This window comes from Caballeronia sp. SEWSISQ10-4 2, from assembly GCF_030464885.1.
Taxonomy (GTDB): Bacteria; Pseudomonadota; Gammaproteobacteria; order Burkholderiales; family Burkholderiaceae; genus Caballeronia.
On sequence record NZ_JALPRJ010000019.1, the window covers coordinates 1 to 20,412 of the forward strand.

Annotated in this window: 18 protein-coding genes and 1 pseudogene; 7 read left to right on the forward strand and 12 right to left on the reverse strand. The window is 60.4% G+C overall.

What is annotated here, in order from left to right; genetic code table 11:
* Positions 1-144: 144 nt before the first annotated feature.
* The 4 genes from M0D69_RS14870 to M0D69_RS14885 form a co-directional block, all read right to left on the reverse strand.
* Positions 145-1,698 (reverse strand): amino acid ABC transporter permease/ATP-binding protein, encoded by a 1,554-nt coding sequence (locus tag M0D69_RS14870; protein WP_301782729.1) that lies wholly within the window; start codon positions 1,696-1,698, stop codon positions 145-147.
* Between the two features lie 47 nt (positions 1,699-1,745).
* The gene (locus M0D69_RS14875; RefSeq protein ID WP_301782730.1) at positions 1,746-2,591 is read right to left on the reverse strand and encodes a transporter substrate-binding domain-containing protein; all 846 of its coding nucleotides are present in this window, start codon (positions 2,589-2,591) and stop codon (positions 1,746-1,748) included.
* Between the two features lie 64 nt (positions 2,592-2,655).
* Positions 2,656-3,717 (reverse strand): isopenicillin N synthase family oxygenase, encoded by a 1,062-nt coding sequence (locus M0D69_RS14880; RefSeq protein ID WP_301782731.1) that lies wholly within the window; start codon positions 3,715-3,717, stop codon positions 2,656-2,658.
* 18 nt (positions 3,718-3,735) lie between these two features.
* Entirely contained in the window at positions 3,736-4,581 is an 846-nt protein-coding gene (locus tag M0D69_RS14885) for a sugar phosphate isomerase/epimerase (RefSeq protein ID WP_301782732.1), read from the reverse strand.
* 329 nt (positions 4,582-4,910) lie between these two features.
* Between M0D69_RS14885 and M0D69_RS14890 the strand changes: the two genes are divergently transcribed.
* From M0D69_RS14890 to M0D69_RS14910, 5 genes are all read left to right on the forward strand, one after another.
* Positions 4,911-6,113 carry a GNAT family N-acetyltransferase gene (locus M0D69_RS14890; RefSeq protein WP_301782733.1) on the forward strand — a complete coding sequence of 401 codons (1,203 nt, stop codon included), beginning with the start codon at positions 4,911-4,913 and terminating at the stop codon, positions 6,111-6,113.
* 186 nt (positions 6,114-6,299) lie between these two features.
* Entirely contained in the window at positions 6,300-6,443 is a 144-nt protein-coding gene (locus M0D69_RS14895; protein WP_301782734.1) for a hypothetical protein, read from the forward strand.
* A 79-nt stretch (positions 6,444-6,522) separates the two neighbouring features.
* Positions 6,523-8,070 carry an FAD-binding oxidoreductase gene (locus tag M0D69_RS14900; protein WP_301782823.1) on the forward strand — a complete coding sequence of 516 codons (1,548 nt, stop codon included), beginning with the start codon at positions 6,523-6,525 and terminating at the stop codon, positions 8,068-8,070.
* Positions 8,070-8,480, forward strand: coding sequence for a hypothetical protein (locus M0D69_RS14905; protein WP_301782735.1), 411 nt, complete (start codon positions 8,070-8,072; stop codon positions 8,478-8,480). The genes M0D69_RS14900 and M0D69_RS14905 overlap by 1 nt, the downstream gene beginning before the upstream one ends.
* 281 nt (positions 8,481-8,761) lie before the next feature.
* A complete protein-coding gene (locus M0D69_RS14910; RefSeq protein WP_301782736.1) occupies positions 8,762-9,049 on the forward strand; it encodes a hypothetical protein in 288 nt (95 codons plus the stop codon).
* A gap of 186 nt (positions 9,050-9,235) precedes the next feature.
* On the opposite strand, the gene M0D69_RS14915 is transcribed toward M0D69_RS14910, so the two are convergent.
* The 7 genes from M0D69_RS14915 to M0D69_RS14945 form a co-directional block, all read right to left on the reverse strand.
* Entirely contained in the window at positions 9,236-10,027 is a 792-nt protein-coding gene (locus M0D69_RS14915) for a TenA family transcriptional regulator (protein ID WP_301782737.1), read from the reverse strand.
* 392 nt (positions 10,028-10,419) lie between these two features.
* Positions 10,420-10,680 (reverse strand): hypothetical protein, encoded by a 261-nt coding sequence (locus M0D69_RS14920; RefSeq protein ID WP_301782738.1) that lies wholly within the window; start codon positions 10,678-10,680, stop codon positions 10,420-10,422.
* Between the two features lie 133 nt (positions 10,681-10,813).
* Positions 10,814-11,458: a response regulator transcription factor gene (locus M0D69_RS14925; protein WP_301782739.1), complete on the reverse strand. Its 645-nt coding sequence runs from the start codon at positions 11,456-11,458 to the stop codon at positions 10,814-10,816.
* On the reverse strand, positions 11,455-13,485 hold the full coding sequence (locus M0D69_RS14930; protein WP_301782740.1) for a response regulator: 2,031 nt from the start codon (positions 13,483-13,485) through the stop codon (positions 11,455-11,457). Before M0D69_RS14930 ends, M0D69_RS14925 begins: the two co-directional genes overlap by 4 nt.
* Entirely contained in the window at positions 13,482-15,635 is a 2,154-nt protein-coding gene (locus tag M0D69_RS14935; RefSeq protein ID WP_301782741.1) for an ATP-binding protein, read from the reverse strand. Before M0D69_RS14935 ends, M0D69_RS14930 begins: the two co-directional genes overlap by 4 nt.
* A gap of 321 nt (positions 15,636-15,956) precedes the next feature.
* Positions 15,957-16,265, reverse strand: coding sequence for a hypothetical protein (locus M0D69_RS14940; RefSeq protein ID WP_301782742.1), 309 nt, complete (start codon positions 16,263-16,265; stop codon positions 15,957-15,959).
* 196 nt (positions 16,266-16,461) lie between these two features.
* On the reverse strand, positions 16,462-17,802 hold the full coding sequence (locus M0D69_RS14945; protein ID WP_301782743.1) for an MFS transporter: 1,341 nt from the start codon (positions 17,800-17,802) through the stop codon (positions 16,462-16,464).
* A 347-nt stretch (positions 17,803-18,149) separates the two neighbouring features.
* On the opposite strand from M0D69_RS14945, the gene M0D69_RS14950 reads away from it, so the two are divergent.
* Positions 18,150-19,100, forward strand: a complete 951-nt coding sequence (locus tag M0D69_RS14950) for a hypothetical protein (RefSeq protein WP_301782744.1) — start codon at positions 18,150-18,152, stop codon at positions 19,098-19,100.
* A 9-nt stretch (positions 19,101-19,109) separates the two neighbouring features.
* On the opposite strand, the gene M0D69_RS14955 is transcribed toward M0D69_RS14950, so the two are convergent.
* Positions 19,110-19,844: an OmpW family protein gene (locus M0D69_RS14955; protein WP_301782745.1), complete on the reverse strand. Its 735-nt coding sequence runs from the start codon at positions 19,842-19,844 to the stop codon at positions 19,110-19,112.
* Positions 19,845-20,071: 227 nt separating this feature from the next.
* Between M0D69_RS14955 and M0D69_RS14960 the strand changes: the two are divergent.
* Positions 20,072-20,230: pseudogene (locus tag M0D69_RS14960) on the forward strand (SDR family oxidoreductase); the annotation flags it as partial.
* Positions 20,231-20,412: the final 182 nt, after the last annotated feature.

Consider the following 20,412-nt stretch of genomic DNA (forward strand, 5'->3'; position numbering starts at 1 on the left):
CGCCACGCACAGTGGCCAATAGTGATAAATAGAATAACTAACTTAAACCGACCGCTAACCTGAGCAGCAGCAACCCGGCATCCCCCCGACCACCAACCCAAAGCCCACCAAAACCGCAACCCCGTCCACCGTCGCGAGCGAAAATCAATCTATGATTGAAACTCCCCGGCCCACCCCCGCACCTTCCCTCGTCACACCAATAAACCGCCGCACCCGCTCGGCGCCATCCTGATGCCGTATTGCCTCGGGCGGCGCATCCAGTTCAACAACACCGTTCTCCATAAAAACGATCCGGTCCGAGATCGACATGGCGAAGTCCATCTCATGCGTGACAATAATCATCGTCATCCCTTCCTTCGCAAGCTCGCCAATAACATTAAGCACGTCGCCGACCAGCTCCGGATCAAGCGCCGACGTAGGCTCATCAAACAGCATGACGGCCGGGTCCATCGCCAGCGCCCGCGCAATCGCCACACGTTGCTGCTGCCCACCCGAAAGCTGATGCGGATATTTGTACGCGTGCGCAAGCAGACCCACCTTGTCGAGCAATGCCAGCGAACGCGCAGTCACATCCACTCGCTTGCCTCGGCCGTGATAATGCGGCGCCAACGCCACGTTCTCCAGGATGGTCCGGTGCGGGAACAAATTGAAGCTCTGAAACACCATGCCGATGTGCCGCACACCATCGCGCACGCGCCGGATATTAGGCTTGTCGGCGGCCGAGATAAACGCCTTGCCAAACAAGATGATCTCGCCCTGATCGATGGACTCAAGCGCATTGATCGTGCGGATCAACGAGGTCTTTCCCGAGCCGGACGGCCCGATCACCGCAATGACTTCCCCCGCCTTCACCTCCAGATCGATACCCTTCAGCACCTCATGCTCGCCGTAGCGCTTATGCACACTCTTGAGCACCAACGCATGCGGTGCCCCCTTGCCGTCCGGCCCGGTGGCTGGCGGCGCGACAGGCACGAGCCGCGTGCGCAACGCCGCTATCTGCTCGGCCGCGAGCGTTTCAGGCTTGCGCTTGGACAGATCGAGACGACGCTCGACATACTGCAACAGCCAGCCGAAGACCGTGACAATCAGCACGTAATAGATGGCGATGGCCGACAAGGTCTCCATCACCAGGAAGTTCTGAGAATACAAACGCTGTCCGACCAGCAACAATTCGCTCAGCGATATCACCGAGACCAGCGACGTCAGCTTCACGCAGGTAATGAACTCGTTGATAAGCGTTGGCAACGCAATCCGAAGCGCCTGCGGAATGACGATCAACCGCTGCAGACCAAATGCACGAATGCCTAACGCCGCACCCGCCTCATGCTGGCCCTTGGCCACGGACAACAATCCGCCGCGATGTATCTCCGCCATATAAGCCGTTTCCGTCAGCGCCAAAGCGACAAAACCAGAGAAGAACGGATGCGACAGCGCAACGCCGCTAGCGGGAATCAGCTGCGGCAGGTTGTAGACGAACACGACCAGAACCAGCAGCGGGACGCTGCGGAAAAACCAGATGTAGACCGAGGCAGGAACGGAAAGCCAGCGCGACTTCGACAGCTTGGCGGACGCAAGCAGAAAGCCCAGTATCAAGCCTGTCAGCCACGACAGCGCGCTGAGTTCAACCACGGTCACGCAGGCCTGCCAGAAGGCCGGCAACGCGAATAGCGACAGCAGATAAGTGAAGTCGTAGTGCATGAGTATCTCTCGCTAGACGCAGTGCGCGGGTCGGGTATCGCCCCAGGTCAGGACGACTTGGCGGGCGGCATGGACAGGTTGTATTTTTTGAGCATCGCCTCGTACTCGCCGTTCTTCTTCAACGCATCGAAGGCCTTGGTGATGGTGTCGTAGAGTGCCTTGTCATCCTTCCTCACATAGATCCCCAGCGTCTGCGGATAGATCAGTTGCGGCGATTGCACCACCACCACGCGTCCCGACGATTTCGCAGCCAGCGCGTGAGCGGCACCGGCAATTTCCATCTGCGCCTGCACGTTATTCGAGAGCAGCGCCTGCAACACTTCCGGCGCCGACGGATACTCGCTGACCGTGATCTCGCCCTTGCCGTTCGCCTTGCAATAATCCGTCGACAACGCCTGGAGCTGTTTAACCCAGGTCGTGCCTTGCTCGAGGCCCACATGCAGTCCGCACAATTCTTCGGGCATCTTAGGTTTGACCGTGCTGCTCGCGGCCACCATGATGGCCGCCGAGGTCTGCGCGTAGGGAATCGCCTGGGCCTGCGCCACGCGCTCAGGCGTGACGTACATGCCGGAGATGACCGCGTCATAGTGACGTGCGTTCAGGCCGAGGATAAGGCCCGAAAAACGGGTATCGACGAAGCTCGCACTCGCACCGAACTGCTTGGCAAGCGCCCGCGAAAAATCGGGATCTGAGCCCACCACTTTGTCGCCCTCGTAGGACTCGAACGGCGGGTAGGTAATCTCCATGCCGACCTTGAACTGGCCGGGCGTCAGCGTGGCGGCGGTCGGCGTCTGTGCAAACGCGCCGTTCATGGCACAGGTGCCGGCGATGGCGGCAACAGCGGCGGTCGCGGCTGCGATCAGGAAGCGCTTGGTGTCCGGCTTGAAAATCATCGTGTGACTCCGCTCGAAGAAGGGTTGTGGTGTTGAAGAACGTGCTTGGGCGCCAGACCGGAGATCAGCCCGGCTGCCCGGTTTTTTTAAGGTGCCCGAAACTGGATGGCTTGCGCGCTTTCGTTGGCAGCGTCGCGCGTCCTTCCGCCACGCGCTGGCGCAGGTACGTGTAGGTTTGCAGCGCCTGCCCATACATGTGTTCGCCAATAGCCAGCTCCTCATACTCGTCGCCCTCTTTTGCAAAGGCCGGCAGCGGTTTGATGAGCGTGTGGTAATCGCATGCGTAGAACAGCGGGAACGAATAACGCTCCTCGCGCACGGTCCGCACGCGGTGGGCTGTGGCCACGAACGCGCCGGACGTCATCACTTCCAGCATGTCGCCGATATTCACCACGAACGTACCCGGCCGCGGCGGTGTATCGATCCATTCGCCAAGACCGTTCATGACCTCGAGCCCGGGTGCGTCGGCTTGCAGGATCGTGAAGCATTCGTAGTCGGTGTGCGCGCCGATGCCGGGCGCATCCTGTGCGGCGCCGTCGAAGGGATAGTGGATCAGGCGCAACTTCGAAGGTGGCCGCGTGACCAGTGAATCGAAGTGATCTTCCGGCAGGCCCAGTGCGAGCGCAAAGCCATGGAACAGGACTCGTCCAAGGGCGAACACCTGCTGGTAATAACGCTGCACAGCCGGCTTGAAACCGTCCAGCGCGGGCCAGTGGTTCGGTCCGAGCAACGGGGTCCCGGCGAGAACCAGCGGATCGTCTGCGGGCACTTCAAAGCCGACGTCGAACGCCTCCTTGTGATCGGGCTTGCCTTTCGCGTACACCTCTTCACCCTCGGGCACGAATCCCTTATGGGTATCCGACGCGCCGATGTAATGCTCCATCTTCTTCTCGAACGGCTGCCTGAAATAATCCTTTGCCGCTTGCCCCAAGCCATCGATGACAGCGGGCTCGATACCGTGACCGGAGATGTACAGGAAACCGACATTGCGGGCGGCTCGCCCAAGCTCGTTCGCTACTGCCTGACGGTCAACCAGCTTGTCGCTGAACAGGCCCGAGATGTCGAGCACCGGGATCGATGTGAAATTTTTTTCCGGCACAGCTTCGCCGGCGTGGTTCGCTTGCATCGCGTATTACTCCTGGGGTCAGTGCGGGTCCATGATCTGACTGAAATGCCGGCGCTCCGCGTGCACCATCCACTCGTTGAGCTGGGACAGATCGGCGACCGGAACATCGGTGAACGGCAGATGATGCAGGTAGCCATCCTGTCCGAATTCAGGCGTGAGCGTCGTGGTTTGATAGCCGCGCGCTGCCTGCGAACGCCAGATGGTTGCCCAGTGGTTTTGGTGAAAAGCGAGCGGCAATGAATATTCGGCGGCGGCGGGATGCGGCACCTGCGGACCCTGGTCATAACCGACGCGCGCCTGGATGTGATGCACACGTTCGATGAACGGCATGAGGTCGTCCTCACTGTCATCGAGCAAGCGTTCACATACGACGACCCAATGACTGATGTCGCTGGTAAAGCGCAATCCGGGCACTTGCCGGATCAGGTCGAGCGTGACCCACGGGCTATACAAGGATCGCGCCCTATGCGTTTCGAAACTGCAAAACTGCTCGTGCTTAGCGGCGAGCTCCAGCGCATTGCCGAAGAACTCGACCTGTTGCGCAAGCGGCCAACGGTCATTGCCGGCCAGCACGTTGATAAAACGTGGCGACAGATCGGCAGCCGTTCCAAGCTTGCGGTCCAGGTCCTCCACATGCTGTGCGGGCGTGGCGCGCTGGTCGGGTAGCACGGCGTTATCGGTAAAGACGATCGCGATGTAATCGAGCCCGTGTTCCTTCAAGTCCTGCGCAAGCGTTGCACGCTCGTCCGCCGTCAGCGGTAGGCGCGCCTCGACACCGGCAAGGCCCGCCGCGCGGACAGCGCTAAACGTAGTGCGCCGGTCGCCCTGATGGCCCCAAAGCGAGCGAAAGATGTCCAGTTGCATTGGCAGAGTTTGATGGTGGGGACCGGCACCGCGCCGTTCTTGTGAAAGCAATGTTGCACACAGCCTAGGCGGTAAAAAATCCTGAAAACAAAACAATTAGTTTTGAAATTCCTGAACTAAGGTGCGCCTGATACACCCCTGCCGGTTTCCACCGTGCGTCAGGCCCAAACACCATCATCGGTTTCTTCATACGGTTGTGCGCTGTCGAACATCTCCTGCCGCCCGCAGCCGGCATCATGCGACTTTTGGCTTTCCGACAACTTGCTGGTCCGGCTATGCGAGCCGTCGGCGTGACAGCCAGGCAGCAACGACTCTTTCCTCGGGACACTATGAGCGACGCAAACTCTCAGTTTGAAATCGTGAGCGACGAAGACGGCTTTCTCGCCTTACAACGCGAGTGGGACGATCTCTGGTCGAGCGCACACGGCCCGTACGGCCAGGCTTTCAGCGTGTGCTGGCTAGTCTGGCAACATGCCGCCAAGCCTCGTGGCAGAAGGCTCTGCTGCATCGTGCATCGTGAGGACGGGCGGCTGGTCATGGTCTGGCCCCTCGTTACTTACCGGCGGCTCCTGTGGACTTATCTTTGCCCGCTGAGCCCGGAAGCCGGCGACTACACCAGGGTGCTCGTGGCCGACGGCCCATCTGCGCCTGCCCTGATTGCGGGCGCGTGGAAGACGGCACTGCGGCGTTGCGGCGCCGATTTCATCAAGTTGCCGTACTTGAACGAAGGTTCTGAGCTGCACGCTATCGCTTCGCGGGAGCGCCATGTGGTGATCGCGTCCCATACCGTCGCCGCGTTCGCGAACCTCCGCAACGAGACCGATTGGGACGCCTACTGCAAGACGCTGGGCACGATGAGCGGGAAAAAACCCGGAGCCCTCGAACGGCGCTTCTCCAGGGAAGGACAACTAGTGGTACGCCTGACGGAGCCCGGCAACGCCGAGGAAAACGCGGCGCTGGTCGACTGGATTCTGGCGCACAAACGCACGTGGGGCGATCGGGTCGGAAAAAGGGGCGAGTGGCTCGATTCGCCGCACTACCGGGACTTTCTCGTCAATTTGCTCTGCCAGGCGGACGGTCGCGCCATGGCGCGCTTGTTCGTAGTCACCCTGGATGGCGCGCCGGTCGCGGCCACGGTTGTCGGTGTGGGCAAGACCTGCGTCGACGGCCTCATTGCCAGCTTCGATCCCCAATACGCTAAGTTCGGCCCTGGCTCAATCGTCGTCGAGCACGTCATCAAATGGGCATTCGATCAACGCTTGAACGTCGAGTTCGGCGTGGGTACCGAACGTTTCAAGGCCTATTGGAGCCGCAACAACATTACCGGGGCGTGGAGCGTGCAGTTTGCCAATTCGCCCTGGGGCGTGCTGGCGTTTCGCGGCAAAAAGGCTGCTCGTGCACTTGTCACGAGCGTGACTCGCGCGACTCGGCTAGGCAGCCTGTTCAACGGGAAAAGACCAGCCGCTTCGCCGTCCGCATCCAATGACCCACGCGGTGAACACGCACTCGATCTCCCCCTGAATCCGTCCTGAGGGTTATGGGCATCGAAAGAAATGTCATGTTTCCCTTCGATGCTGCAAGTGCACAACGTCAAACACTGCCCACGTCGCGGTCAAGGGAATATTCTGTCGTGATGATCCGTTTAGTTCATGAGCGCCGCACAGCCTTATCGTTATCGCCGTCGCTGCGCGCTCGTCCTGAACCCATGGGGAAACCAAATGAACTTCAAACGTGTTGCATCGATGTTGCTGGCCATACTGACCGTCTCGCTCGCCGTCTCATTGTCCGGATGTCAAACCGCCGACGGGTCAAACGCGGCCTCAGGGTCGAGTTCAGGTGGCAGCAGCAGCGGCGGTTATTAATCGAACCGATTAAATCCATCGCGTCGATGAACGTGTTCCGGGTGCCGGGACCGTGAGCGGTTCGCCGCGTCCGCCCGGGATGCCGGAGTCCGATTTCCAGCAGGCACTCGCTGCATTCAGGGCGATCGCCGGCCAAAACGCCGTTCTCTCAGGAGACGGCGCGGCGGAGCCTTATCTGGATCCTTTCGCGCCTGGCGACGCGCGCGCTCATGAAGCGTCGGCCATTGTGATGGTGTCGAATGTCGAGCAGCTTCGCGCGGTGCTCGGCGTGGCGAACCGGTATCGCGTGCCGCTATGGAGCGTATCGACCGGGCGCAACTTCGCCTATGGCGGCGCAGCGCCACGTCTCAAAGGCTGCGTTGTGCTGGACTTGCAGCGCATGAACCGCGTCATCGACATCAACGAGACGCTCGGTTATGCGCTGGTCGAACCGGGTGTCAGCTACTACGATCTTTATCAGGCCCTGCAAGCGCGGGGCATCAAGTTGTGGCTCGACCCGCCGGCCGCCGGCTGGGGCAGCGTGATCGGCAATACGCTGGAGCGCGGCTTCGGCACGACCGCGTATGGCGATCACGCGGCCATGCAGTGCGGCATGGAAGTGATGCTGGCGAACGGCGAGATCGTACGCACCGGCATGGGCGCAATGAGCGGCAATCAGGATTGGCAGGTGTTCAAGGCGGGTTTCGGTCCGTCTTACGACGCCATGTTCATGCAGTCGAACTTCGGCATTGTCACGAAGCTCGGACTCTGGCTGATGCCGAGACCCGAGGGCTACATGTTGTGCCGTTATACGTTCCGGCACGACGCCGATCTGGAGAGTATTGTCGAGACGCTGCGGCCGTTGAAACTCGACGACACGATACAAAGCAACGCCGTCATCGAAAGTGCGGTGCGCTGGGCCGCCGGTGTGTCGACACGCAAGCAGTGGTACGACGGTCCGGGTGCGATGCCCGATGCGGCCATCGAGACCATGATGCGCAAGATCGGCATCGGCCGCTGGAATCTTCGCTTCTGCCTGTATGGTCCCGAAGCGCTGGTGAAGGCTCGTCGCGATGTCATCCACCAGCGTTTTTCGTCTATACAGGACGCGGAGCTGATCGAGCTGCCCTATACCCATGCGAGCGTCGAACCGAAAGGCGGCGGCGATCGCAGCCAGGTCGGCATTCCCAATCTCGACGCATTCAACTTGCTCAACTGGCGCGGCGGCGCCGGCGCGCATATCGACTTTTCGCCCGTCTGTCCGCCGCTCGGCCGCGACGCGGTCTGGCAATATCGAATGATCAGGGATCGGGCGGCGTCATATGGCTTCGATTATTACGGCGGTTTTACGGCCGGCCCACGCAGCATGCATCACATCTTTGCGGCCATCTTCAACCGTGACGATCCGGCGCAAGCGCGCGGCGCAGGCGACTTGCTCAAGACGTTGATCAACGACTTCGGCGCAGCGGGTTATGCTCAATACAGGACGCACCTCGCGTTCATGGACCTGGCCGCCTCCCAGTATGATTTCAACAATCACGCGTTGATGCGCATGAGCGAAACCATCAAGGAAGCACTCGATCCGAACGGCATCCTGTCGCCTGGGAAGCAAGGGATCTGGCCGAAGAGAATCACGGAGCGCGACTGATGAAAACCGGCCGGCGTGATTTCCTGGCGGCCGCGTCGCTCGCGGCAGCAAGTGCGCGAGTCTTATGGCCCGTGCCTGCAATGGCGCAATCGGGCGAACAGGCAGCGCGTGCCAACTCGCTCACCATTGTCTTCGATGAGCGGCTAGCCGACAGCCGCGCTTTTGCTTTCAGATCCCGCGCGACGGGGGCGCGCGTTGTGCCGCTGCGAAACGATATCGGCGAGTTGTGGTTTCAACGCCTGATGCCCTTGGCCGCTTCACCCGGCAATACGATCGCCGGACTGACACGGCACGCCGACGCGTTCCTGCTGACTTGCTTCGCGCAAAGCTCCGGCATGCGGGCGACACAACGAACTGCCGGCGCGCATGCAGGAGCGGACACGCTCGTCATGTGGCGGCTCGATCGATAACTTGACCACTACAGGGCACGATTCGACACCCGAGCGCGATTGGCGCAAAAGGGCTCGACCTTGTCCGTCGAATGACTGTCCAGCAAGCTAGCAATAAGGCATCAAGCAGGCACCAAGCAGGCATCAAGCCCCGTTGCGGTGCGGTTTTATGAGAGCGAACGCACCCCATTTCAGCAGCCCGCTTATTGTTGTGATGTACCGCACACATCGGAAGGTATTCTCGTTGGTCCACTTATTCGTCGCCGATACACTTTGGCTAGATCGTAAAACCGGGGAAGGCGATGGATCCCATCACGGGCTTCATGCTCTACGGCGTCTGCGCAGTAATAGTCGCCGCGATTGCAGGCAAGAGAGGTTTGAGCTGGAGTGCGTATCTGCTGGTCATCCTGCCATTGGGGCCGGCGATCGCGATCGTCATGCCGCTCGTCACGCAGGGCCTCGCGAATAGTCTGGTGACAACGACACTCGCGTTCTGCGTGCCATTGGCGGGGCTGCTGGTGGCCCTGTGCAGCAAGGGACCGAAGCCGCTGACTACAGGAACCGAATCACGCGAGCAGAAAGGCGCATGAGCGTTGCAGGTGCGTGTTTTCAAAAACACCCGCCTGGCACCTAGCGGTGCCGCGCATTGACCGCGCTGCATCGGCCGGTCGCACACAGATTGCGGTCGACAATAAAAACGGCACCCGTCATTCGTCGACGGGCGCCGTTATTCCACCGTTATTGAACCGTTATTCAACGAGCGAGACCAGGCTAGCTCAAGCCGCCACCGGCTCCTCCTCCACGACACGCACTGTCACCGTTTCTGCCGGCGCTCCGTAGGCGTAGTCGAGTGTCATCCGCATATAGTCATAGCTCTTGCGAATGGCGGCGCGGATCTTGTTGATCTGCTCCACCGGCGGATTCGTACCCAATAGCGTAGCCACGATATCCAACGCCACCCACGGGTGCTCGTCGTCGTAATGGGCATGCACCTTGAGCCAGCGCATGGCCGACTTGCGAATGGGCTCCGGGAAGGTCATCGCGTACGTTTCTTCAGAGCAAACAAAACACGAGAAGTCGCCCGTTGCGCCTTCCACGGCATAGTTCGTTGCCGCCACCGCCACCGCCAGTTCATCGGTCAAACTGACATGTCCGCACCAGTGCGCGAGTGCGTGCATCTCGCTCGGCACTTCTTGCGTCAGCAAGTCGTCAAGCTCGAGGCCGCTCGCGCCTGCCCATTGGAGCCAGTGCTTGGCATGCATGTTCTCGACCCGGATGTTCTGGATCAGATAAGAGCGTGCCATCCCCTCGCCCTCCGACTGGCCGAAGCGGGCCTTCATGAGGTTCGATGCCATGAACTGCGGAAACTGCTCGATAACGGGGAAAAAGCCGATAAGAAAGCGTTGTGTGCTTTCGAGGTCAAGAGTCGCGTCCTTCATTGCCTTGCACAAGGGATGATAGACAACCTTGCGCTTTGCTTCGTCGCAATCCTTGACGACGTCTTGGAGCCATTGCGGATAGCTGGCGATGTTCTTGAGTTCGCCGGTACGGGTGAAGTCTGTTTTCATCGGATGATCTCTCACAGGAATGGGTTTCAGGGTTGAGTCACGACACGCCGCGGGGCAGGCCGGATCAACTCGCCATCGTGACGCTTCGCAAGCTTCGGGGAGCAAAAGCATTTGCTATATGCAGGCGCACACATTTCCCGGAACATTTAATCAAATCGATTTCTTCAGACAACATCGCGCGGCGGCGTCCTTTGTTCGACACGCAACAGTGCCGTGGTCCAGGAGCGTGGGCCCGTCAATAGTATGAGGGATAAAAACGTTCGGAATCCGGAATGACGGACGCTGATACACTTCTTACGCTTCGTTTTGGTTCTTATCGGCGCGTGCACTGAAGTGTGTGGACGCGCATATTTTTTGCTAGGTTTTGGCGGATAAGAGCGATAGGTATGTGCTCAAGCGGCCAGCCGCTCGATGCTCATGGCGGGGCGCACGGCTTCGGCCGGATAGATATGCCAGGCGCCGTTGTCGTGGCGAAAGAAATAGAGCGTGAAGGAGTGCGTCACGAAGTCGGCTGCGCGTTCTACCTCGATGCACACGCACCGTCTGCGCCTGGAACGAATCCGATGAATCGAGTGCACGCGAAGAGGCACGGCGCTCGCCGCGTCAAGCCATTTTTCAACCAGTCCGCGCAAAGACTGCTCCGTCGCAATCATATGACTCTCCGTGGTTCGTCACATCGTGTGCCACCGTGCCCATGAGACCATGCTAGGAGTTTCGCAAGACCTTGTCCGTCGGGAGAGACGGATTGTGGCTTCAGGAGCAGCTGGTTTTCTTGTCGGAATTTCCCTACGACCGCTCTCGTTCGGCGCTCAAACCATGTTTGATCGCATAGCGAATCAGTTCGGCATTGTTGTCGAGACCAAGTTTTTGCATGAGGCGCATCTTGTGTGTGCTGATGGTCTTTGCGCTGAGCACCAGCACCTCGGCGATAGCATTGATGCTCTTGCCCGCAGCCAGCAGATGCAGCACCTGGAACTCGCGGTCGGACAGGATCTCATGGGGCGCGGCATCGCCGGAATGGGTGTCGAAGACCATGACATCGATCAGCTTCGGATCGATGAACCGGCCGCCGCCGGAGAGCTTGCGAATAGCGGCAAGAATGATGTCAGGATCGCTGTCCTTCGTGACATAACCGGTTGCGCCGGCACGCACGGCACGCGCGACGACCTGCGCTTCGTTGTGAATACTCAGCACGAGAATGGGTAGCACCGGCCGTTCGGTACGCACGCGCCGGATCAGGTCGACGCCACTGATGCCGGGCATCGTCATGTCCAGCAGCAACAGGTCGACCTCGCAGATGCGCAGCTTGTCGATCACCTCGGCGCCCTGCGCCGCTTCGCCTGCAACCACAATGTCCGTTGTCGTCGCAATGATCTGCTTTAATCCGCCACGCACGATCGCGTGGTCGTCTGCAATAAGGATTCTGATCATGAGTGTGGCCCGTCGTCCAACGGGACGTGAATCGAAATAACCGTGCCTGTCTCGGGCGAGCTGTCGATCCGCAACGATCCGCCAATCAGCCGTGCGCGCTCGCTCATGCCAAGCAATCCGTATGAATAACCCATGCTTGCTGCTGCCGGATCGAAACCGCAACCGTCGTCGCTGACGTGGAGATCAAGCGCCGCGTTGCTGCTGGTCAACGTCACGTCTACCCGTGACGCGCCCGCATGGCGCGCGACGTTGGTCAGCGACGCCTGCACGATACGAAACACGGCAGTGGCATGGGCATCGTCAAGAACAGGCTCGCCGCCATTGATCCACAACTGGCAGGCCAGGCCCTTGCGGCGGCCGAAGTCTTCTACCAGCCACTCCAGCGCCGACACAATGCCGAAGTTGAGCGCGGCGGGCCTCAGATGACTGGCCACGTTGCGCACCATCCAGATGGTCTTTTCAACCAGTTCGCGCATCTCGTCGGCTTTCTTCGAGGAGTCCGGGTCCCCGGTAAGGCGCATCTTGAGCAGTGAAACGTCCATTTTCAGAGCGGTCAGCAACTGCCCGAGTTCGTCATGAATTTCCATCGCAATGCGTTTTCTCTCTTCTTCGCGAATCGCTTCCATGTAGGCAGACAATTCGCGCAGTTGTTCGCGCGACTCTAGCAGCTCGTGCTCGATGCCCTTGCGCTCCGTAACGTCCTGAATCGTGCCGACCAGCTTTAGTGGCTGCGTCGCGGCGCCCGGCACGGCCTCGGCCTGGAACTGGACGATCCGCGCTACGCCGTCCGCTCCTCTTACGCGGCAATCGAGGCTGTACGGCCGCCGCTCGGCCAGCAATGCGCGTACAGCGCGCCGCACCAGCGCCCGGTCGTCACGATGCACAGCCGCAAGAAAGGTCCGGTAATCCGGTCGCGAACCATCCGGCGTCAATCCGAGGATCCGGTACATTTCGTTGGACCAATGAATCACGCCGCCTGCGGTGTCCCACTCCCAGTCACCGAGCCTCGCCAGCCGTTGCGCGTTGGCAAGGCTTGCTTCGCTCGCGCGCAATTTCACCTCGGCCTGCTTGCGTGCCGTAACGTCGGTGAGGCCGACATAGATGGCCGGTGCGTCGTCGAAAGTCGCCACCCGTGCGGTAAGCATTGCCCAGAACGTGGTGCCGTCGGGCCGTTTGAAATTGACTTCGGTGTTGCGAAAACTTCCTTCTGTGCGCAGATACTGCACCAGCCTGCCGCGCGTGGCGGGGTTCACATAGAAGTCCACAACGTGAAGAACCGTGTCCGTCTGCATGGGCAAACCGAACAATTTGCGAAACGGCTCGTTCATGTAGAGCAGTGTTCCGTCGGGCATCGACGTGATGCAAAACGGCAGCGGACTCGTCTCCACAATGGTGCGGAACCGCGCCTCGCTCGACAGCAACTTCGCTTCGGCGCGCCTGCGCTCCTCTATCTCCAGCCGCAGGCTTGCATTCGCCCGCGCCAGTTCCGCGGTGCGCAGCGCGACACGGGCCTCGAGTTCGTCGCGTGCACGGGACAGCGCCGCTTCGGCCTGCTGGCGCACGCTCGCCTCGTTCGACAATTGCCGGTTCTGTGCGACGAGCTGCTTGTGCATGGCGCGCAGTGACAGATGTGTGCCGATGCGCGCCATCATTTCGTCGATCTGGACAGGCTTCGTCACGTAGTCGGCGCCGCCTGCCGCGAAACCTTCGACCAGATCCTCGATGCCGGTAAGCGACGTCATGAAGATCACCGAAATATCGCGCGTCTGCTCGTTCATCTTGAGCCGGCGGCAGGTTTCGAAACCGTCGATGCCGCCGGGCATCTTCACATCGAGCAGGATGAGATCAGGCTGCGAAAACCGTGCGCGTTCGAGCGCTTCCACGCCATCGAGAGCGACCAGCACGCGAAAGCCCTGGTCCGCGAGACTGTCGACCACGAGGCTGAGATTGGCCGGCATGTCATCGACAATGAGAATTGCCGGCGGCTCGCTCATGCCGGCGCCCGGGTTCGCATTGAACTCGCTCATGGCGCAGGCCTCGCGTCAAGATGCCGCTCCACAAGCAAGAGGATCGCTTTTGACTGATAGCCCTTTGCCAGACCACGCAGTTGCGCCGTAAATGGTTCGTAGTCCGCATCGAGTGAGGCAACACGGTCGGCCCACAACACGATATCGCGCATGTTGCCGAGCCGCGCGAGGCGATGCAGCTCGCCCATCTCCCCCGCCGGCACGGCAAGCACATCAGGCTGCGCGGGGTGCACGGCTTGCATGCTCGTCGCGGCATAGGTCCACTCGAGCTCGAGCAACGCAGCGATCCAGGCCAGCAGCCGGTCGAACTCGACCGGCTTGGGAAGAAACGCATTCACCCCGGCCGCGAGGCTCTTTTTCTCGTCACGGCCGGAAGGGCTCGCAGTCACCACAATGATCGGCAGATCGGCGAAGCCCGGCGTCCGACGCAACCGCCGCGTGGCCTCGAGCCCGTCCATGCCGGGCATCACGATATCCGTGATGATCAACGCCGGCCGCTCGCTTTGAGCCTTGGCCAGTCCGTCTAGGCCGCTCGCCGCCTCGACGGTCTCGAAGCCGAGCCGGCTCAGCAACTCGGCAATTACCGTGCGATTGACGGCTACGTCGTCGATGATCAGCACCTTCCTGCGCGGCCCCTCGTAGCCGGTTGCAACATGTGTGACCGGCTGGTGAGACGTGCCGGGCGGCAGCATCGTGACAGGCGCCAGTTCGAACCAGAAGGTACTACTCTGCCCGAGCTGGCTTTCGACGTGAATCTCGCTTCCCATCGCCCGCACGAACTCCCGGCTGATTGCAAGCCCGAGCCCGGTGCCCTCGGCGCGGCGCTCCGGACTGCCGACCTGCTCGAAGGGCTCGAAGACCGTTCCCAACTGGTCCGGGGGAATGCCGATTCCAGTGTCCTGTACGTTGAACCGTACAGCGCCGGGAAGCGTCCGCGTGACCAGCAGGCTTACCCTGCCCTGATCGGTGAATTTGACAGCGTTCGCGAGCAGGTTGAACAGCACCTGCCGCAGCCGCCGCGGGTCGGCACGCACGCCGCCGGGCACGTCGGACGCGATCTCGCAGACGCACTCAAGCTGCTTCTCTTCCGCCTTCACGCCGATGATCTCGCGAATCACATCCACGAGGCCCGGCAAGGCCACGTCGCCGATCTCCAGCCGCAGCCTGCCCGCTTCGATCCTCGCGAAGTCGAGCGTGTCGTCGATTAGCGTCAGGAGATGTTCGCCGCTGCGCTGGATGACGGCCACGCCGGCATGTTGCCGTTCGTTCAGCGCACTGTCGCGCTGCAGAATCTGCGCATAGCCCAGGATGCCGTTCAGCGGCGTACGTAATTCGTGGCTCATGTTGGCGAGGAATTCGCCCTTCGCCCGGTTCGCCGCTTCGGCCGAACGCAGCGCTTCGCGCTGCGCCGCGGCCGCGCGTTCGTCGAGATAGGCGGTGTGCAAACGCGTGCCCATTGCATGAAACGCGGTGACTACGCGATCAAGTTCGTCGGACTGGCGGGGCTGGCGACGCTGCAGGCTGAACGGCCCGGGCGCCTCGCGAAAGTCGTAACGGCCGACCAGACGCGCGATGGCGGCGAGGTGCCGCGTAACGAGCTGCCAGAAAATATAGATGATGAAGAGCGCGACGAGAAACGTGTTGGCGGCCTGGCTCACCAGGATCACGAACGCGGTTTGCGCCAGCTCGCGATAGAGATCGGAGAGCGTCGCTTCAACGTACAAGGTGCCGATCTTCCGATCCGCACCGTGGATGCGATAAGAAATCGGAAATTCGCGCCAAACGACCGCGTCGCTCATGCGCTTGCCGGCGCTCACCACCAGCGGCGAGGTGATCGTGCTGGACTCGCGTACCTCGGCGGCACGAATGTCGGCGAGACGAAGCATGCCATCCAGTTCGAGTTGAAGCTGCTGCCGGTCAAGCCGCCACAAACTCTCGCTGAGACTGTCGCGATAGCTCCGGTCGATATCGGACAGCCGGTTCTGGATAAGTGTGGTCCCGCGCTCGTAGTCACCGTAGAGTTGAAGCGCGGTCATCAGCAGCGTAACCACGCAGCTGAACAGGAGGACGGTCGCGAGGAGCCGCAGGAGCACGCTGTGGCGAAAGCGGCCCAGCGATCCCCACAGCGCGCTGAACGTGTTGAGAACCATAACCCCCCGCGAGTGCCCTGATCCTCGTTTTCGCCAATCTGCACTCGGTGCGTACGGCGGTTATCGTGAGCTCACTGGGGACGACACGCTGTTCGCCTGCCGTCGATATAGATCTTTTATATGTGAGCAGACCAGAGCCGCGCCTCGTTGCACGCGCCCCTTATAGCCCGTTAAAGACTGGGAACCCGATGGCGGGAGACGACGGCTTCAATGCTTTTTTTTCATTAGTACGTCGGCAGACGGTTGGCGTACATCGAACGGATTGCGCCGAGCTTTCAAATCCATTCCGGTTCGCCCCCGGCAACAACGATCAATGCGAACCTAACCGTTTGCGGCAATGTGGAACGGGCCGAATGAATTGCCAAGAACCTCGTCGATACAATCGGCCAGATCGCACAGCACACCCGATTCCTCGCCGTCGAGCGTTTCCGCGTGATATTTCCGCAGTTCCCACATGGTGTCCGCCAAGCGCCTGATCGATATGGGACCGCTATTGATCAGAGGCCAGCAATGCATCAGGTACGCAAGCGGAATGACGTTCCTGTTCTCACACCATGAATCGAACAAGCGCAGGCAGATAGTGTGGATATGTTCCACAGCATTCTCGCGCTCGGATAGATACGGAATCATGGCGGCTAACCAGTAAGGCCATTTCGATCGTTCAAATTCTAGGCTTGCGACCGGGATCACGCAGTCAGGAAACGCGGAAAATGGGCATGGGCGTATGCTGATTCGGCTGTAAGGAAATCCTTATATGCCGGCATACGCCCGAGGGGCCGCAACGAACAGCGAGCCATGCCCATGGCTCAGACGCTTAAGTTAAGCGTCAAGCGCGTCGTCCCGAGCCTTCTTCGACGAGAGGATCCGGCGCGTTCTCCAGAGCGGTGTCGTGACGAAGCAGGAGGACGGCTGCAACGCCCACCAGCCCCGCCCCTGCCAGGCAGAGCAATCCGGCGGCGAAGCTGCCGGTACTGTCCTTGATCCACCCCATGGCATAGGGTCCGAAGAACCCCGCCAGATTGCCCAGTGAGTTCACCGCGGCAATGCCGCCCGCTGCGGCCGCTCCCGAAAGAAAGGCGGCGGGCAGCGTCCAGATCACCGGCAGGCAGCCGAATATGCCAAAGCCGGCAATCGATAGCGCAATCATCTTCAGCACCGGATCGTCCAGTGCCGTCGATGCCGCGATTCCACCGGCAGCCACCAGCAGCGGAATGGCCACATGCCACTTGCGCTCGAGCTTGCGGTCGGAACGACGCCCCCACAAGACCATGCCGAACGCGCCGACAATGTAAGGCAGCGACGTCACAAGGCCGGTCTGGACATTGCCGAGGCCGAAGCCTTTGACAATCTGCGGCAGGAAGAAACTCAGGCCGTAGTTCGTCGCGTTAGCGCCGAAGTAGATGAGCGCCACCGCGAGAACCCGCGGATTGAACAAGGCTTCCCGCACGCTGAAGCTGCGCACGGCCTCGCGCTGCGCGCGCTCCTGGGCTTGCCGGTTCACGAGCCAGTCGCGCTCCTCGGCCTCAAGCCAGGTCGCATCCGCCGGTTTATCGGTGAGATAAGACAGGACCACGAACGACAAGAACAGAGCCGGCAGCGCTTCGATGAGATAGACCCACTGCCAGCCCGCCAGACTGGCGAGTTTATCCAGGTTCAGCAGCGCGCCGGAGATGGGCGCGCCAATAACCGTGGACAGCGGGATGGCCACCATGAAGTAGCCGACCACGCGCGCGCGATAGGCTGCCGGATACCACAGGGTCAGGAAGAAGATGATGCCCGGGAAGAATCCCGCTTCGGCAATGCCGAGCAACACCCGCAAGGTGTAGAACACGTGTGCCGCCGAGAGGCCTGTCCACCGCGAGATATCGGGGATGAACGCCATCGCGCCGGCGAGGATGCCCCAGGTGAACATGATCCGCGCAATCCATCGGCGTGCGCCGAACTTCTCCAGCAGCAGGTTGGACGGCACCTCGAAGAAAAAATAAGCGATGAAGAAAATCCCGGCGCCGAAGCCGTACGCACTTGAGGAAAACCCGAGGTCCTTATTCATCTGCAACGCGGCGAAACCGACGTTGACACGGTCAAGGTACGCTATGAAATAACAGAGGATCAGGAACGGGACGAGCCGCTTAGTCACGCGTGCCAAAGTACGGTTTTCAAGTTCCACTGGTCTTCCCCTAAGTCAGAGTTTCAAATCATCGATTTTGGGACGAGTGTTCATTTCTCTTTGCCGTGAAAGCATAGTGCTCCTAAGACGAAGCGGGAAGTAGTATGTGCCCGTGGGACCCTGGTTAATGCTGACAAGGTGCAAGGTGGGCTTCGGCAGAATCGGCCGAATCGACCGAAAGATGCCTCGGGATCCGGAAGAAATGTCTGCGGGTAGTGACGTATATCGGTGACGTATGGAAGACCCTGCGCCCCCCCAATCACGCACGTCATGTCGATTTGAATTCCTGCAAGACAGGGGCGCACAGCGCTCGAACCCAGTTGGAGGCCCCGGTCAGGGGAAGGCACATGCGAAGGGATTGGACTGCCGGCATTCGTGCTCTCGCCTGTGCCTCGTTGCTGACGAGCGTGGCCAGCCTTTCATTGACCGGCGCCGCCGAGGCTCAGGCCCGCAATCCGGAGCCTGCCGTCCCAGCCGCGCCCATGCAGATCCGCATCCTTCGTGTGGCCGATGAAGTCGTTCGGGAGAGGCGCTGGGACTTCCTGATCGCGGCTCTGGACCATACGATCCCCACGTACGGACCGTACGTTATCGATGCATACTCCGCGCCGATGTCGACGCAGCGGGAAGTCGAGGAGGTCATATCGGGTCGTCTGATGAATGTGATCGCGAGCGATTGCGGTCATCCGGACCTCAACGCGCAGACCCTCCCGATTGCCATTCCTATCGATAAAGGCTTACTCGGTTATCGGGTTTCTCTGATCCGGCGAGATCAACAGGCGAGGATCAACAAGGTCAACGAAATCCAGGGCCTTCGTCTCCTGAGTATCGGACAAGCTCAGGACTGGGGCGATGTGCCCGTGTACCGGTACAACGGTATTCCCCTGGTCACGACGAGCCACTACGACCTCCTGTTCCCCATGCTGGCTCACCGCCGATTCGATCTGTTCCCACGCGGTGTTCTCGAGATCACGCCCGAACTCGTTTCGTTCCAGGCCCAGTACCCCGACATGGCGATCGAAACCCATCTGTTGATCCGGTACTCGTATGCGCAATTCTTCTACGTCAACAAGTCTTACCCGTTGATCGCACAACGCATTAAGGACGGGCTGGAGGAAATGCGGAAGGACGGCAGCTTTGAAGCCCTCTTCCAGAAGAATTTTGCGCGGGCCGTGGCCGATTTGCATCTGGAACGGCGTGTTCTGATCGACTTGAAAAATCCGTTCCTTCCCGACTGGGTGCCGGTCGAGCGCAAGGAACTCTGGCTCGATCCGGTCACGCTCAGCAAGCCCGGTTAAAACCGCGGGTTAAAACTTATATCCCACGGAAACAAACGAGACGATGGGGTTGAGTTTGATCTTGGTACTGCTGGTCACCGTCCCAACTTTCGACTGAGTCGTCAGTGTCGCCCGTGTCGAGAGCCACATATACGAAAGCGAGGCGTCGACCGACCAATGCTTGCTGAGGTTATAAGAAAACCCTGCGTTGATGACCGGCGCAAACGAACTGCTCAGCTTGGCCGTGGTCGACCCTTCCAGTGCGGTCCCATAGGTCGAGGAGTACAGGAAACTGCCGCTCGACATCGCTGAGCTCAACTTCACTCCGCTATACCAGACATAGGCTCCGCCGGCGCCAAGATAAGGCCGAAGGTTGCTCTGCGGGTTATTGAAGTAATACTTCAGGAGCAAGGTCGGGCTCCATTCATACGCCGTCCCCATCTGTCCAAGTGACGCGAGCGATCCGCTGCCGGACAAATTGAACTTTGGCGGCGCGCCGAGCACGGCAGTGGCGGCAATGTGATCGGTAATGAAATAAGTCGCCGTGAGACCGAACGTGTCCGCGTTGTCGACGGATGCCCCCGTGCCGGTCTCCGTCGTGCTCGCGCCCAGGGCGCTGACTGTAAGCGGCTTGCTCGAATCCTGCGGCGAGAGATGAAACCAGCCGAGGTTCGCGACCACATCCCCCGCGCTCTGCGCATGCGCAGCCGTACTGATAAACAACGCGGCCATCACGTTCATCACGCCCAATGCTCGTGTCTGCATCCTCATATCTCCTCCGTTTTTTATCCGACCCTGTCTGTGGATCTGGAGGGGATTCTATGCGAACGATCGTGCGAATCATTCTCTCAACCGTGGAGAAATACTTCTGGATTCTGGTAAGGATTCGAAATGCGCCTATGACCCCGCCATCGTCCCGGAGTGCGAGGAAATCGGGCAGCGCCGGCCCGGTTCGCACGCCCGGTCTTGGCGGGCTCGTACCGGCGGAACATCGGGACGGCCTGTTCGCCCACCTCTCCACGCTCGTCCCGATGGGGCGTCTCGGCGAGCCCAGTGAGATTGCCAAGGCAGCAGCATTCCTCGCATCGGACGACAGCAGCTTTGTGAACGACATCGAACTGTTCGTGGACGGCGGCGCCGCGCAAATCTGACCGGACTTTGGCGCGCCCGGACGGACCCGCTCCCGATCCACCTCACGCGTCGGGTCTCATCAAGTGAGACTCGCAACCTTGGACAGGAAGTGGACATCCGTTCGCCGGGTATCCAACCGACGGCTTCATGCCGCTATCCGATGCCAGCGAACGTTTGCTTGTAGTCGAATCAAATAGCGGCA